Annotated in this window: 14 protein-coding genes; all 14 read right to left on the bottom strand. The window is 70.8% G+C overall.

Going from position 1 to position 15,844, the window contains the following annotated elements:
* Positions 1–40 precede the first annotated feature (40 nt).
* Positions 41–775, bottom strand: a complete 735-nt coding sequence (locus ABH927_RS33355) for a TIGR03936 family radical SAM-associated protein (RefSeq protein ID WP_370028375.1) — start codon at positions 773–775, stop codon at positions 41–43.
* A 125-nt stretch (positions 776–900) separates the two neighbouring features.
* Entirely contained in the window at positions 901–2,823 is a 1,923-nt protein-coding gene (locus ABH927_RS33350; RefSeq protein WP_370028373.1) for a TIGR03960 family B12-binding radical SAM protein, read from the bottom strand.
* Between the two features lie 19 nt (positions 2,824–2,842).
* A complete protein-coding gene (locus tag ABH927_RS33345; protein ID WP_370028372.1) occupies positions 2,843–3,736 on the bottom strand; it encodes a phosphotransferase family protein in 894 nt (297 codons plus the stop codon).
* Entirely contained in the window at positions 3,736–5,142 is a 1,407-nt protein-coding gene (locus tag ABH927_RS33340) for a hypothetical protein (RefSeq protein ID WP_370028370.1), read from the bottom strand. Before ABH927_RS33340 ends, ABH927_RS33345 begins: the two co-directional genes overlap by 1 nt.
* A 54-nt stretch (positions 5,143–5,196) precedes the next feature.
* Positions 5,197–5,445 (bottom strand): hypothetical protein, encoded by a 249-nt coding sequence (locus ABH927_RS33335; RefSeq protein WP_370028368.1) that lies wholly within the window; start codon positions 5,443–5,445, stop codon positions 5,197–5,199.
* Positions 5,446–5,556: 111 nt separating this feature from the next.
* Positions 5,557–6,726, bottom strand: coding sequence for a rod shape-determining protein RodA (rodA, locus tag ABH927_RS33330; protein ID WP_370028366.1), 1,170 nt, complete (start codon positions 6,724–6,726; stop codon positions 5,557–5,559).
* A gap of 9 nt (positions 6,727–6,735) precedes the next feature.
* A complete protein-coding gene (mrdA, locus tag ABH927_RS33325) occupies positions 6,736–8,799 on the bottom strand; it encodes a penicillin-binding protein 2 (RefSeq protein ID WP_370028364.1) in 2,064 nt (687 codons plus the stop codon).
* Positions 8,796–9,308 carry a rod shape-determining protein MreD gene (gene mreD / locus ABH927_RS33320; RefSeq protein ID WP_370028362.1) on the bottom strand — a complete coding sequence of 171 codons (513 nt, stop codon included), beginning with the start codon at positions 9,306–9,308 and terminating at the stop codon, positions 8,796–8,798. Before mreD ends, mrdA begins: the two co-directional genes overlap by 4 nt.
* A gap of 5 nt (positions 9,309–9,313) precedes the next feature.
* Positions 9,314–10,582 (bottom strand): rod shape-determining protein MreC, encoded by a 1,269-nt coding sequence (mreC, locus tag ABH927_RS33315; RefSeq protein ID WP_370028360.1) that lies wholly within the window; start codon positions 10,580–10,582, stop codon positions 9,314–9,316.
* Between the two features lie 9 nt (positions 10,583–10,591).
* Positions 10,592–11,623 (bottom strand): rod shape-determining protein, encoded by a 1,032-nt coding sequence (locus ABH927_RS33310; protein ID WP_370028358.1) that lies wholly within the window; start codon positions 11,621–11,623, stop codon positions 10,592–10,594.
* Between the two features lie 195 nt (positions 11,624–11,818).
* On the bottom strand, positions 11,819–12,229 hold the full coding sequence (gene ndk, locus ABH927_RS33305) for a nucleoside-diphosphate kinase (protein WP_370028357.1): 411 nt from the start codon (positions 12,227–12,229) through the stop codon (positions 11,819–11,821).
* Positions 12,230–12,351: 122 nt separating this feature from the next.
* Positions 12,352–13,995, bottom strand: a complete 1,644-nt coding sequence (locus tag ABH927_RS33300; protein ID WP_370028355.1) for a hypothetical protein — start codon at positions 13,993–13,995, stop codon at positions 12,352–12,354.
* Between the two features lie 11 nt (positions 13,996–14,006).
* Entirely contained in the window at positions 14,007–14,378 is a 372-nt protein-coding gene (locus tag ABH927_RS33295) for a DUF4233 domain-containing protein (RefSeq protein WP_370028354.1), read from the bottom strand.
* A complete protein-coding gene (locus ABH927_RS33290; RefSeq protein WP_370028352.1) occupies positions 14,375–15,709 on the bottom strand; it encodes a folylpolyglutamate synthase/dihydrofolate synthase family protein in 1,335 nt (444 codons plus the stop codon). Before ABH927_RS33290 ends, ABH927_RS33295 begins: the two co-directional genes overlap by 4 nt.
* Positions 15,710–15,844 lie beyond the last annotated feature (135 nt).

Raw genomic sequence — 15,844 nt, 5'->3', positions numbered from 1 at the left:
CGGTCCGCCGGGCCTCCTGTCGGTGCCGCGGCGGCAAGTCTTATAGGTCTCCGCCTGCCCGATCGAGATCGAACGGGTCGGCGGGCTCACCGGTCGTTGCGTCGAGCGGCCCCTGCGCCAGCCTGGTCACCTCGGGAGGTGACGGCGGCGCGAAGCCTGCCACGAGACGCAGACCCATGAGTACGTCATCGGGCCGGACGGCAGGTGTTTCGTGCCGAACAACCATACGAAGTATGACACACGGCGGCCCGGGCTCCTGACCTGCCGTTCTCTCGCTCCCGTCCGTGACGGCCACCGAACGGACCGCCTGACGGGCGTCGAAGCGCCGCATTCCCTTCTTGGTCAGCCGCTCGACCTCGACGTGGCCGGCCGCCAGGAACTTCTCCACCGCGCCCGTGGCCTCCTCTGGATCTGCCCCGGGCAGCCGCAGCTCCCACGTCGAGCCCTCCAGCCGGTCGGCCAGGCCCCCGGCGCGCGCCTCGACCACGTCGAGCACGTCCAGGCCCGGCGGCAGCGAGGCGTCGAGGTCGGCGCGGAGCCGCTGCGGGTCGCAGTGCCGGCTCACGCCGATCTCCAGGTATTCGGCCTCGCTCGCCACCCCGGTCGGGGCGGCGCCGGCGTAGGAGATCTTCGGGTGGGGGCTGAACCCCGCGCTGAACGCCACCGGGATGTCGGCCCGCCGCACCGCCCTTTCGACGGCGCGGGAGATGTCACGGTGGCTGGTGAAGCGCAGGCGGCCCCGCTTGGCGTAGCGCACCCGGAGGCGCTGCACCACGGGCGCGGGGGCGGGTCCATCGGGAACGGGTTTCAGAGTTCCGTCGTCCTTCCGAGGTCGGTTCGGTGTCTTTCAGGATAGGCCCCCGGCCCGGGGAGGCCTGTCAGATGATCGTGGAGCTACGGTCAGACCACGGTGAGCGGCAGCAGCTTCTTGCCCGTGGGGCCGATCTGGATCTCCGTCCCCATGGTCGGGCAGACGCCGCAGTCGTAGCAGGGCGTCCAGCGGCAGTCCTCGACCTCCACGTCGCCCGTCGCGTCCTGCCAGTCCTGCCAGAGCCACTCGCGGTCCAGGCCGGCGTCGAGGTGGTCCCAGGGGAGCACCTCGTGCTCCTCCCGCTCGCGGGTGGTGTACCAGTCGACGTCGACCGGCTCGCCGGAGAGCGCCCGCTCGGCGGCGGCCATCCACCGCTCGTAGGAGAAGTGCTCGCTCCAGCCGTCGAAGCGGCCGCCGTCCTCCCACACCGCCCGGATGACCCTGCCCACGCGGCGGTCGCCGCGCGACAGCAGCCCTTCCACGATCGACGGCTTGCCGTCGTGGTAGCGGTAGCCGATGGCCCTGCCGTACTCCTTGTCGCCGCGGAGGGCGTCGCGGAGATCGCGCAGCCGGCGGTCCACCGTCTCGTGGTCGCACTGGGCGGCCCACTGGAACGGCGTGTGCGGCTTGGGCACGAAACCGCCGATGGAGACCGTGCAGCGGACGTCCCGGGAGCCGGTCGCCTCGCGGCCCGCCTTGATGACCTTCTTGGCCAGGTCGGCGATGCCGAGGACGTCCACGTCCTCCTCGGTCGGCAGCCCGCACATGAAGTAGAGCTTCACCTGCCGCCAGCCCTGGCTGTACGCCGTGGTGACGGTGCGGATCAGATCTTCCTCGGTGACCATCTTGTTGATCACCTTGCGCATCCGCTCGGAGCCGCCTTCGGGTGCGAAGGTCAGCCCGGAGCGGCGCCCGTTGCGGGAGAACTCGCCCGCCAGGTCGATGTTGAACGCGTCGACCCGCGTGGACGGCAGCGAGAGACCCGTCTGCGTGCCCTCGTAGCGGTCGGCGAGGCCCTTGGCGACCTCGGCGATCTCGGAGTGGTCGGCGCTGGACAGCGAGAGCAGGCCGACCTCGCTGAAGCCGGACTCCTTGAGGCCCACCTCGACCATGTCGCCGATCGTGGTGATCGACCGCTCCCGCACCGGACGGGTGATCATCCCGGCCTGGCAGAAGCGGCAGCCGCGGGTGCAGCCGCGGAAGATCTCCACGCTGAACCGCTCGTGCACGGTCTCGGCGAGCGGGACGAGCGGCTTCTTCGGGTAGGGCCACTCGTCCAGGTCCATGACCGTGTGCTTGAAGACCCGCGACGGAACGCCGGGGCGGTTGGGGACGACGCGCTTGATGCGGCCGTCCGGGTGGTACTCGACGTCGTAGAACTTCGGGACGTACACCCCTCCGGTGGAGGCGAGCCGCATGAGCAGCTCGTCGCGGCCGCCGGGGCGGCCCTCGCCCTTCCACTCGCGGACGACCTCGGAGATCGCGATGGCGATCTGCTCTCCGTCGCCGAGGACGGCGGCGTCGAGGAAGTCGGCGATCGGCTCGGGGTTGAACGCGGCGTGGCCGCCGGCCAGCACGATCGGGTCCTCATCGGTCCGCTCGACCGCGTCCAGCGGGATCCCCGCCAGGTCGAGCGCGGTGAGCAGGTTGGTGTAGCCCAGCTCGGTGGAGAACGAGACCCCGAGGATGTCGAAGGCGCGCACCGGCCGGTGGGCGTCGACCGTGAACTGCGGGACGCCCTCGGACCGCATGAGCGCCTCGAGGTCGGGCCAGACGGCGTAGGTGCGCTCGGCCAGCGTCTCGGGCAGCTCGTTGAGGATCTCGTAGAGGATCTGCACGCCCTGGTTGGGCAGGCCGACCTCGTAGGCGTCCGGGTACATGAGAGCCCACCGGACCGTCGCCTCGTCCCAGTCCTTGATCGTCGAGTTCAGCTCACCCCCGACGTACTGGATCGGCTTCTGCACCCTAGGCAGAAGCGATTCCAGGCGGGGAAACAATGACTCGACAGACATGGGTTCCAGGGTAGCCGCTTCAGAAAGCGTGCCAGATCCGATCGTCGCCCGCGCGGAGCGAGGCGAGCCGGTGCCGGAGCTCCTCATGACCTGCGGGGTCGCGGTGGGCGTTGCGCAGCACAGCCGTCAGCGTCTGGAGCTCCCGGATGTCGCGGAGCACCGGATATCCCTCCCAGTCCCTGACGTCGTAGCCATACGCCTCGGCGAATCCGGCCCGCTGCGCGTCCGACAGCCCGAACCGCGCACCCTGCAGCGTCGGGACGAGGTCGATCTCGCGCGGCCCGGCACTCGCCGAGTCCCAGTCGCACAGCAGGAGCCGCTCCGGCGTGCGGATCAGGTTGCCCCGGTGCGCGTCCCCGTGCACCAGCCCGTACGGCAGGGCGAACTCGACCCGCTCGTAGTAGGCCTCCATGAGCGTGGAACACCGTTCCAGCAGCCAGGCGCGCTCCTCGTCGCTCAGGACGCGGCTCGCCGTGACGGCCCGCCGTACGCGGCCGAAGGGGTCGTAGGTCGGCAGCTCGAACGGCACGGGCGGGAGGGTGTGCAGCCACCGCAGCATGACGCCGAGCGCCGCCGGATCCTCCGCGCGCCCGGCGTCCGGCCCCTCGTTCTCGTAGTGCCAGAAGGTCGCGAGGCACCCTTCGACGGCGAGCGGCTGCCGGACGTCCAGCGGCCGGGTCACGGGGAAGCCCTGCGCGTCGAGCCAGCGGGTGACCTTGAGCGAGGTGACGAGCCGCTCGAACTTGCCCGGGGTGGTGGCCTCGGCCAGGCGGACGACCACCCCCTCGCCCGGAAGGTGGTACACCACGTTGGCGAAGCTCCGCAGCAGCCGCGCTCCGGCGGCGCTGAGCCCGGCCTGGCGGCACGCCTCGGCGAGCGCGGGCGGGGTGCCCGCGACGGTGAAGACCGACATCAGCCGCTCCCCTCGGGCAGTGCGCGGGCGGCGGACTGCGGCAGGCCGACCGCGCAGAACCCGTCAAGCCGGCTCGCGAGCCTGCCGCCGAGCAGTTTGCGGGTCGATCCCAGCGTCTCCGCGAGACTGTCGATGCGGCGTTCGGGCGGGAGGTCGAGCAGCGGGGTCAGCGCCTCCTCCGCGCCGTCGGGGTCGTCCTCCATGAGGTGGGCGACGGCGAGGTGGGCGCCCGCCATCGCCTCGCAGCCGTACGACCGGTGCTGGGGGTCGCCCGTGGCGTAGAGGTCGAGGGCCGTTCTGGCCTCCTGGATGGCCGGAGCCGGCTGGCCGAGATGCAGGCGGGTCACGGCCGCGTAGTAGGCGTGCTTGGCCGGCCGGAACGCGAACTCGCCGGCGAAGCCGTCATGGAGCTCGTCGCCCGAGTCCGCCTCGCGGGCCTCCAGGGCCATGGTCAGCTCCCGCTCGGCCTCCGCCGTACGGCCGAGCATGGCGGTCGCGCGGGCCCGGAGCATGTGCAGGCGCGCTCCGCCCTGGCCCCGCGCCAGGTGGGCGAGACCGTCCCGAGCGTAGCCCGCGGCGTCCTCGTAGCGCCTGTCCCACAGCGCCACCGACGCCTGCATGCCGCGCGCCCAGCCCATGAGCGACTGGTGCCCGGCGATCCTGCCGTAGGTCCACGCGGCCCTGGCCAGCGTGTCGGCGGGGACCCGGCGGCCCATGTCCATGCTCGCGTTGGCCATCAGCCCGCACAGCGCGCCGGTCAGGAAATACAGCTCGCCCGCCTGGATCGGGTGGATCCGCCGCTCCAGCGCCCGCCGAGTCTGCTCCTGGAGCGCCCTCATCTCGACGAAGAGCGGCAGCGGCGCCTCCCAGACGTACCGCCTGGCCACCCAGATCACCTGGGTGCGGAGCCGTTCGAGCGTGCTGTCGCCGATCTCGCTCGTCTCCACCCGCTCGGCGTGGTCGCTCGCCTCCATCGCCGCCGCGGAGATCGGGTCCGGCCCGGCCTCCCGTGGCCGCCGGAGGTCCTCCGGGGTGTAGTCGCGGGCGAAGCCGAGCTGCACCGGGCCGGTCTCGAACAGCCGGCACAGCAGGTCCGTGTAGTCGCGGTCGGGACGCGCCCCGGCCTCCCATTCGCGCCAGGAGCGCTCCGTGAGCCCGCGGCGCTTGATCTGCTCGCGGTCGCACATCGCGTGGAAGCGCTCGATCGCCTCCTCCACCGTCCATCCGTGGGCGAGGCGCAGGCACTTGAACCGGGACGCCTGCGGGCAGCAGACGTGGATCTCCTCGGCGATCTGGTGGGTGACGGCTGTCGTCGGCGGTTCACCGAGGCTCGCCAGCGTCCGCTCGCGGATGATCGCGGCGCATTGGATGGCGGACCGATCGCCGCCGCGTGAGGGTTGTGTCATCGGCTCTCCAGGTGGTGACCAAGTCACGCTAGCGTCGCGATCGTCACAAAACGGTCACCCTGCGCACTGCGAGTTGCTCTCCTTCCCATGGAGAGGGGTGATGGTCCCGCCGTTGCGCAACTGGGCCAGGAAGAGCTGGCCGCAGAGGCTGCTGGGGGTCTCGGCGAACCACACCATGGGCGGGTCGCCCGCTGCCGCGGCGGCCCAGCGGCCGCCGCCGTACACGATCCGATAGTCCGGAAAGGCGGTGCGCAGCAGCTCAAGGGCCCGCTCGCGCTCCCGCGCCTCATCGTCCGGAGTCACCGTTCCTCCGTAATGGTCCGTTCAGCCCCCGAACCAGTTCCGTTCCCATGGTGTTCGCTTTACGGACCTGGCGCCAGTGAGAGCCGGGATCCGGTTCCCTGCGACGCGCTCTCATGCGGAGAGGGCGCGCTCCCGGACATGGATCGCCTGGAGGATGCCGACCGCGATCATGTTGGCGAACGTCGCCGTGCCACCGTACGAGACGAACGGCAGGGGAACGCCGGTGATCGGCATGATGCCGATGGTCATCCCGACGTTGACGAGGGTCTGGAAGGCCATCCAGGTGACGATCCCGCCCGCGACCAGCGCGCCGAAGCGATCCTCGCACATCCTGGCGATGCGCAGGCCGCGCAGCAGCACCACCCCGAGCAGCGCCACCACCGTGACGGTCCCCACGAAGCCGAACTCCTCGCCCGCCACCGTGAAGATGAAGTCGGTGTGCTGCTCCGGCACGAAACGCCCAGTGGTCTGCCCGCCGTGGAACAGGCCCTTCCCGAACAGCTCGCCCGATCCGATCGCCACCAGCGCCTGCGTGCTGTTGTATCCGACGCCGCGCGGATCACTGGCGGGGTTGATCAGCGCGGTGAACCGGGCCACCTGGTAGGGCTTCATCAGTCCCAGGGACCACACGGCCAGGCCGCAGGCCGCGGCCAGCAGCACCGACGCCACGATCCAGCGCTTGCGCACCCCGGCGAAGACGATGACCCCGCCCGTGATGACCATGAGCACCATCGTGGTGCCGAGGTCGGGCTCCAGCATGACCAGCGCCGCCGCGACCCCCGCCGCGGCGAGGCAGAGCGCCAGGTCGACGACCCGGGGCCGGTCCTTCCCCTCGGCGGAGCGCACGAGGAACCGAGCCATGATCACGATCAGAGCCGGTTTGACCAGCTCCGCGGGCTGTACGGCGAAGCCGCCCCCGAGCATGATCCACGAGTGGTGCCCGTTGATGGTCGATCCCATCGGGGTGATGACCAGCAGGAGCCCCAAGATGGCCACGCCGTACAGGAAGGGGGCGTACCTGCGCAGCCAGCGGTAGTCGCTCACCGCCATGACGCTGTAGAGCGCCAGGCCGATGCACAGGTTCAAAACGTGCTTCTTGACCAGCCCCGTCGGCTCGTTGGACACCCAGGTCCGGGTGGACGACCAGACCAGCAGCGTGCCGATGACGCTCAGTGCGATCACCGCCGCGAGGAGCAGGCCGTCCATCCGCCACACCGGCGCCCCCTGGCCCACCGCCCGCCTGGCGAGGGACCGTCGCCGCACCCGCACCGCCTCAGGCATGGCGCCGCCTCATTGGGTGACCGTCCCGTCCTGCTTGATCACGGGCAGGCGGCTCGCCGGGCGGCCGTCGGGGAGCGCGGGCTTGATCGCCTTGCCGTCCTCGCTCTTGCCGATCCCGTAGATGCCCTCCCAGATGCGCCGCACTGCGGGGGCCGCCGTCTCGGCGCCGAAGCCGCCCTGGGACACCAGGACGACGGCCACGAAGCGCGGGTTGTCCGCCGGAGCGAACGACGCGAACCACGAGGTGTCCGCCTTGCCCCAGACCTCGGCCGTACCGGTCTTGCCGCCGATCTTCACCTGGTCCATCGGGAATCCTCGGAACGCGCCCGCCGCCGTGCCGTCGGACGGCACCTCGCTGAGCGCCTTGCGGATGTAGTCGCGCGTCTCGTCGCTGATCGGCAGGTGGCGGACCACCGGCACCGGGATCTCCTTGACGACGCTGCCGTCGGGCCGGACCACCGCCCAGCCGACCCGCGGGCTGCGCACGTTGCCGTCGCCGACCAGCGCGGCGTACGCCCTGGCGAGCTGGAGCGGAGTGACCTGCACGTCACCCTGGCCGATGGAGAAGTTGGCCGCCTCGTACGCGTGGTACAGGTAGCCCTCCAGGCAGTTCTCGTTGGCGAGGCGCTTGGCGAAGGCGGCGCGGCCCTCGTCCTTCATCTCCGGATAGCCGGTCTTGGCCCGCTTGCACATGACGTCCTTGGAGGCGTTCCACAGGTTCCGCTTCCACGAGCGGGTCGGGATCAGACCGGGGGACTCGCCCGGCAGGTCGACGCCCGTCAGCTCGCCGAACCCGTAGGCGCGGGCCATGTTCGGCATCGGCTCCTTGATCTTCACCTTCGGCGTCTTACCGCCGTCGCGCTGCCACTCCTCATAGCCCGCCCGGTAGAAGACCGTGTCGCACGACTTCACCAGCGCCGTGTGCAGGGATATGGAGCCCAGGGCCATGCCGCCCGCGTTGCCGAACGCCCTGCCCTCCACGTTGTACGCGCTCGGGCACTCGTAGGTCCCGTTCAGCGGCGAGCCGTCCGCGACCATCGCCGAGACCGAGCTGATCTTGAATGTCGATCCGGGCGCGTACGTGCCGTTGATGACGCGGGAGACGAGCGGCTTGCCGGACTTGCTCGACAGCAGCCGCTGGTAGTCCTTCTCTGCGATGCCGCCCGTCCACACCGCCGGGTTATAGGTGGGCCGGCTCGCCATCGCGATGACCCGGCCGGTCTTCACGTCGAGGACGACGCCGGCGGCGCTGTCGGAGTTCGGAGACTCCCTCATCGCCTGGTCCAGGGACTTCTCCACGATGGACTGCACGTTCGCGTCGATGCTCGTGATGAGCGTGTCGCCCGGTGTCGGCGCCGCCCGCTGCTCGACCGCGATGACCTTGCCCATCCGGTCCACCTGCACGCGGCGAAGCCCCGGCTTGCCGCGCAGGGCCGAGTCGTAGGAGTACTCCAGGCCGTCACGGCCCACCAGGTCGACGCCCGAGTAGCTGGCCTTGAGCCCCTCCCGCCGTTCCAGCTCCTCCTTCGTGACCGGCTGGAGGTAGCCCAGAAGCTGCGCGGCGTCCTTGCCGCCCGGGTAGGAGCGGACCGCCTGGATCTCGGCGGTCACGCCGGGGAAGTCCTCCTGCCGCTCCAGGATCTGCAGCGCCACACGGGGGTTCACGTGGTCGGCGACCGGAGTCGGCGTGTACGGCGAGCCCGGCCAGCAGGGCCGCGAGACGCCCGGGCCGCAGGGACGGATGCGCTGTTTCAACTGGTCGAACTTGAGCCCCAGCACGGGCGACAGCCGCCTGAGCACCGCGTCGCCGCCGTCCGGCATCCGCTCGAACCTGGACCGGTCGATCGAGACCACCAGGCTGGTGCGGTTGCGGACCAGCGGGCGGCCGGAGGCGTCGAGGATCGCGCCCCGGAGGGCCGGCACGCGGACCTCCCGGGTGCGGGTCTCGGTCGCCACCGCGACGAACTGCGCCCCCTGGACCATCTGCACCTGCCAGAGCCGCACGCCCAGCACAGCGAGCATCGCCACGACGAGCAATTGCAGGACGAACAGCCGCACCCGCAACCGATTCATGCCATCCCCCGTCTCCAGCCCCTCATCGACTCCGTCTCACCGGGGCGCCTCCTGCGATGCGGGGCGGACACCGCCCACAGCACCACGGGCGCCGCGAGGAGGTTGCACAGGGCGATCAGCGGCCAGGCCGTACGGAGGACGGCCCAGCTCACGCCGGGATCGCCGAGCAGCGCGCCGAGGCCTGCCGCCAAGCCGGGCGCGACGACCGCGCAGAACATCACGGCCAGCAGCGGCAGCTGATCGCCCAGCCGCCCGGCCAGCCAGCCGAGAGCGCACATCACCAGCGCGTACTGCCCCAGCGGGTGGTCGGCGGGGGGCAGCAGGTCGTAGGCCAGGCCGCCGCAGAACCCGATCACCGCTCCGGGAAGCGGCCCGCGCAGCGCCGCCAGGCAGAGAACGACCAGCAGCACCAGGTCCGGCGCGATCCTGGGGGACAGCCGGTTCACGATTCCGGCCTGGATCACCAGAGCCGCGAAGACGAGCAGCGCGGCGGTGAGGTTGCGAAGCATCGGGATCAGGCCCTCCTGTCCTGTCGCCGGTGCTTGCCGTCCGCCGTGTCGCCCCGGGCGTCCGCGAGCGCCTTCTTCCGGGCGTCCGCGGCAGCGCTCTGCCGGGCGTTCTTCCGGGTGTCGGCGGGCGCGTTCTGCCGGGCGTTCGCGAGCGGATGCTCATGTGCGGCCACCGGGGGATGCTCCCGCGCGCGCCGCTGAGGGTTCGCCGGAGGAGCCGTGCGGGCGACCGCGGGAGAGGCTTCCGGCTCCGGCTCGTGCTCTGACCGCGCACTTTCCCGTTCCCTGCCCGCTCCCCTGCCGGCTCTCCTGTCCGGGCCCAGTGGGCGGGCCTCGACGGGCGGCCAGACCTCCGTCGACGGCTTCGCGGGCCGCGGCGCGGGCGGCTTGGCCGGCTGGGGCACCGGTGGCAGCACGGAGTCACGCGGATCACGCTTGGGCGCCTGGGTCACGACCCCGACGACATCGATCGAGGAGAAGTCGGCGAACGGCCTGGCGTACGCGATCCGGGTCAGCTCGCCCGGCGTGTTCTCCACCCGCTCGATCACGCCGATCGGCACGCCGGCCACGTACGGCGCGCTCCGCTGGGAGCCGAAGGACACGATCCGGCGGCCCACCGCCACAGGGACGGCGTCGTCCAGCAGCCGGAACCTGATCAGGTTGTCGCTGCCCCCGGCCTGCCCGAGTCCACTGACGACGCCCAACTCGTTGCCGCCTTCAAGCCGGGCGCCCGCGGACAGCGCGGGATCGGTGAGCAGGACGACGGTCGAGGTGCTGGGGCCCGCGTAGACGACCCGGCCGACCAGGCCCTCGCCGCTCAGCACCGTCATGTCGGCCCGCACCCCGTCGTTGCTCCCCGCGTCGATCTCGACGGCGTCCTCGAATCCAGGCGTGGCGCGACGGGCCACCACCTGGGCCGGGACGACGCGGTAGCGGCCGAGCCCCGCCAGCCCGAGCATCCGGTCGAGCTTCGCCACGCGGGCCTTGTCGAGGCGCTGCGCGGACAGCTCGGCCTTCAGGCTCGCGTTCTCCTTGCGGAGGTCGGTGATGACCCGCTCCGCTCCCGGAGCGTCGTGGAGGGTCTTGAAGAAACCGGCGATCGGCGCCGTGACGGCCGAGGTCGCCCCTTCGAACTTCCCGAACACCGTGGACGCCACGTCGCGCACCGGCGCCAGAAGCGATCCGTGCGCGGCACGGTGATCCACGGTGATCAGGATCAGCGCGGTCCCGATGAGGATGCCGAGTGTGAGACGGGTGCGGCGGGTGTCTCTCATGACGGCTCCTTAGCTGCGGGGCTCCTGCACGAGAACCTGCTGGAGCGCCTCGAAGTCCTCCACGCACTTCCCGGACCCCAGCGCGACCGAGTCAAGGGCGTTGTCCGCGAGATGAACGGGCATGCCTGTCTCATCCCTCAGCCGGTCGACCATGCCCTTGAGCAGCGCGCCCCCGCCCGTCAGCGCGATGCCGCGGTCCATGAGGTCGCCGGACAGCTCCGGCGGGCACTTGTCCAGCGTGGACTTCACCGCGTCGACGATCACGTTGACCGGCTCCGCCGTGGCCCTGCGGATCTCCTCGGCCGAGACGACGATCGTCTTCGGCAGGCCGGTGACGAGATCCCTGCCGCGGATCTCGGCGTGGAAGTCCTCCCCTGTGGTGTGCGCGGACCCAATGGCGATCTTCACTTCCTCCGCCGTGCGCTCCCCCAGCATCAGGGAGTATTCCTTCTTGGCGAAGGTCATGACCGCCTGGTCCAGCTCGTCGCCGGCCACCCGGATCGACTGGCTCGTCACGATGCCGCCCATCGAGATGATCGCCACCTCGGTGGTGCCGCCTCCGATGTCCACCACCATGTTGCCGGTCGGCTCGTGAACCGGCAGTCCGGCGCCGATGGCGGCCGCCATGGGCTCCTCGACGATGTAGACCCGCCGGGCGCCGGCCTGGTAGCCCGCTTCCTTCACGGCACGCTGCTCGACTCCCGTGATCCCGCTGGGAACCGCCACGATGATGCGAGGCCGTACGAAGTGCCGACGTTTGTGGACCTTCTGGAGGAAATATCGCAGCATGCGTTCTGTGACGTCGAAGTCCGCGATGACCCCGTCCCTGAGAGGGCGGATGGCCACGATATTGCCGGGTGTTCGCCCGATCATCCGCTTCGCTTCGATTCCGACCGCCACGATCTTGCCCGTCGTGACGTTGATGGCGACGACGGACGGCTCGTTCAGCACGATTCCGCGCCCTCGCACGTAGACCAGAGTGTTCGCCGTGCCAAGGTCAACCGCCATGTCACGGCCCAGGAATGTCAGCTTGCTGCCCATGCGGAAGGAAACCTTCCTTCAGGTGGTTAGCGGGATAACGCATCGCACTCGAATCGTAACGCGATGTGCTCATGACTGGGCACATCGAGCTATCAGGCACGGGGAAAATCTGCGCGCCCCTGACCAGAGAAGCGTCACTGCCGGGAAAAACACGAAAGGCCCCGGTTTAGGCCGGGGCCTTTCGGGTGGCAAGCGCTAGAAACGGTCTGGGAAGAAGATCTTGATCTCGCGGGCCGCGGACTCGGGAGAGTCAGAGCCGTGCACGACGTTCTCACCGATCTCCAGGGCGTGGTCGCCCCGGATGGTCCCGGGAGGCGACTTCACCGGGTCGGTGAGACCGGCCAGGGCGCGGAACGCCTCGACCGCGCGGGGGCCCTCGACGACGAGCGCGACCAGCGGGGCGGAGGTGATGAACTCCACCAGCTCGCCGAAGAACGGGCGCTCGGAGTGCTCGGCGTAGTGCGCCTTGGCGGTCTCGGCGTCGAGCGTGCGCAGCTCCATCGCCACGATCTTGAGGCCCTTGCGCTCGATGCGGCCGATGACGTCGCCGATGAGGCCTCGCCGGACACCGTCCGGCTTGATCAGGACAAGCGTGCGCTCGGACACGGGTTCTCTCCTTGCTTCGATGCTCAGGTGATATCGGTGCTCAGTGATGGTGCTCAGTGATGGTGCTCGGTGGCGCGCGGTGCTGAGTGACCCGAGGCCGGGAGCTCCGGCGCAACGGCAGCTTACCGGTCCGGCAGCGGCTCTCCGGTCGCGCCGCCGTCGTCCTCGGGCGACGGCGTGGGGGCCGGGATCACCACATGCCCGTCCCGCGAGGCACGGGCCTGCCCTGACACGGCGGCCGCACCGGACGGGGACGTCCCGGCGTCCCGGCGGGCGAGGACCGCCGCGAGGACGATGATCCCGACCACCGCGAATCCGCCCGCCAGCGCCCAGGCGTGCAGAGCGCCGATGAACCCGTCGACGAGCGCCTGCTTGGTGGCGTCTCCGGACTGGCTGACCCCCCTCAGAAGGTTCACCTGAATGCCCGTTCCCAGGAGGAAGCCCGCGAGCACGGCGGGGAAGCACAGCGACAGGCCGAGCAGCGCCGCGCCGACACCCGCCTGCCGGAGCGCGCCCACCAGCGCCACCGCCGAGCCCGCGGCCAGCAGTACGAACGGCACCACGAGCGGCGGGCCGTACGGCGCGGGCACGAGCAACCGGATCGCGCACAGCCCGATCACTACGGCCGCCAGGCCCCCGCCAGTGAGCTTCGCCGTCATTGTCTCCGGGACGCGCCCGGCCATGACGGCGGCGCCGAGAGCCGCCACCGCGGCCAGCACGAACGGCAGCCACAGTCCCGACAGGCCCGGACCGCCGAGGCCGCCGAGCTCCACGTAGGTGGCCTGCGCGGCCGTCGGCAGGACCACCAGGCCCACCGCGACGTTGGTGAAGGCGACCGCGCGCCCGCCGGGCTGCTCGGACGTGCCGACCGCGCCGAGGGCCAGCATCGCGATCACCGCGAGGCCCGCGACGGCGATGACCAGAGCGGGCGGCCAGTCGTAGGTCGTGCCGACGGCCAGCACGGCGATGCCCGCCGCCGGCACGGCCGCCAGCGTGAGCCTCCCCCGCTCGGCGGCGGTCGGCGGGCTCAAGGCGGGCGGCGCCGGGCTCACGGCCACGACGTCATCCTCGTACGGCTCGTCCTCCGGGTCGTCGATCATCGGCGTTTCGCGCATCGCGCCGGCACTCTGAATCACCGCCGCGCCGTCTCCGGCGACGAGCCAGAGCACGAGATAGGCGGCGGCGAGCCCGAGAGCGATCCCGGTGAGCAGCGGATAGGGCTGGAGAGTGACCTGCCAGGAGTCCACGTCGTCCAGCGGCCACAGCGCCAGCGCCTGGGCCGACAGCAGGCTCACCGCCAGCATGCCCGCCCAGATCGGCAGCAGGATGCCCCGGCGCGGCCGCTCGGAGACGGCCACGAGGGTGGCCGGCACCAGCACGCCCGCGCCGACTCCGTGGATCACGCGCAGCAGGGCCACCAGCGCGGTCGAGCCCGCGTAGCCGCCGGCGACGTCGGCCAGGGCCAGCAGCGTGAGCCCGGCCACGAGGATCGGCGCGGCACGGAACCGGCGGACGGCGACCGCGGCCAGCGGGACGGTCAGCAGCATCGCAGGCAGCGCCAGGCCGTGCGCTCGCATCATCGAGATCTGCGAGACGCCGGGTGGCAGCAGGGCGGCCACCACCGAGATGGTGTTGGGGATGGCGACGACCGCGAGGGGCAGGGCGACCGCGGTCAGCAGCCCGATCACGATGTCGAGCAGCAGGGGGACGCGGACGGCGCGAACCACCACGGCGGTCCGGGCCTGCGGGACGGGAGGGACGGCCATGGTTGCCGACTTTAGCGCTTCGTCGTCCCCTCGACACGGCGAGCGACGAAGATGGCCGTTATCCACAGCGCGGCGAAGATCACTCCGAGGAAGAACATCGCCGGAACGAGGAATCCGGTGGCGATCGCGAGGACCTGGATGACGCTTCCCGCGATGTACGCGGCCGGCCGTTTGAGCAGCCCCACCACGATGACGCACAGGACGGCCAGCCCGATCCCGACCGTCACCGCGAGCGCCGGCCGGACGTGGTTGATCGCGATCGCGACCGGGGTCGTCAGGCCGATGACGATGGCCTCCATGCCCAGCACGCTCGCGCAGAGCCGTCGCATGCCGGGAGTCACCTCGAACACGCCGCTCCCGGTTTCCTGGCGTTCCCCGATCATTTGTCGGCCTTCAGCAGGACGCGGGCGTCGCCCACGGTGACGACGGAGCCGGTGATCAGCACCCCGGAGCCGAACTCGTCGCCCTGGTCGGCCAGCCCGATCGCGATGTCGATGGCGTCGTCGAGCCGGTCGGCCTGGTGGACCCGATCCTGGCCGAACACGCTCTCCGCGCGCTCCGCCAGCTCGTCCGGGTCCATGGACCGGGGCGAGGAGTTCCGTGTCACCACGACCTCCTCCACGATGGGCTCCAGGAGTTCGAGGATCGCGTCGACGTCCTTGTCCCCCATGGCGGCCACCACGGCGATGAGCCGGGTGAAGCCGAACGACTCGGTCAGCGCGTCGACCGTGGCCTCCATGCCGCCGGGGTTGTGCGCCGCGTCCAGGACCACCGTCGGCCCACGCCGGACGATCTCCAGCCTTCCCGGGCTGGACACCTGGGCGAACGCCTGCCGTACGAGATCGTCACCGAGGGGGTCGTCGCCGGCCGTCAGCGCCTCGACGGCGGCCAGCGCCGCGGCGGCGTTGCCCGCCTGGTGTGCGCCGTACAGGGGAAGGAAGACGTCCTCATAGACGCCCTTCAGACCTCTGAGCTGGAGCAGCTGCCCGCCCATCCCGAGCTCGCGGTGGAGGACGCCGAACTCCAGCCCCTCGCGCGCGACGACCGCGCCGACCTCGGCCGCCCGGCGCATGAGCACCTCTGCCGCTTCGAGAGGCTGCTGCGCCAGCACGGCCGTCGCCCCCGGCTTGATGATGCCGGCCTTCTCCTTGGAGATCGTCTCGACATCCGGGCCGAGGTAGTCCGTGTGGTCGAGGGAGATCGGCGTGATGACGGCCACCGTGCCGTCCGCGACGTTGGTGGCGTCCCATGACCCGCCCATGCCGGTCTCGACGACAGCCACGTCGACAGGTGTGTCCGCGAAGGCCGCGAACGCCATCGCCGTCAGCACCTCGAAGAAGCTCAGCCGGCCGACCTTGGCGTCGATCATCTCCAGGTAGGGCTCGATGTCCTGGTAGACCTCGGTGAAGCGCTCCTCCGACAGCGGCTCCCCGTCGACGGAGAGCCGCTCGCGCATGGAGGTCAGGTGCGGGCTCGTGTAGCGGCCGACGCGCAGGTTGCGCTCCTTCAGAAGCGACTCCGCCATCCGTGCGGTGCTTGTCTTGCCGTTCGTCCCGGCGATATGGATGACAGGGAAAGCCTTCTGGGGGTCGCCGAGGATCTCCAGCAACGCGCTGATCCGGTCGAGGGTGGGATCGAAGTCCCACTCGACTCCCCTGGCCATGATCGCTTGTTCGACGGCTCGATATTCCACGTCATCAGCGTACGGGCACATTGCCGTGGTGGCTCTTCCGACCCTGGACGGCGAAGCCCTGAAATTGCCCGGAAAACAGAGAAAGCCACCCCTGTCGGGGTGGCTTCCTCAAACGATTGTCCGGCGGTGTCCTACTCTCCCACACCGTCCCCGGTG

Origin of the sequence: Planotetraspora sp. GP83 (assembly GCF_041262585.1) — a bacterium.
Classification (GTDB): Bacteria; Actinomycetota; Actinomycetes; order Streptosporangiales; family Streptosporangiaceae; genus JAOEGB01.
The sequence above is the reverse complement of the archived record's forward strand: the minus strand, read 5'-3'. Positions and strand labels throughout refer to the sequence as shown.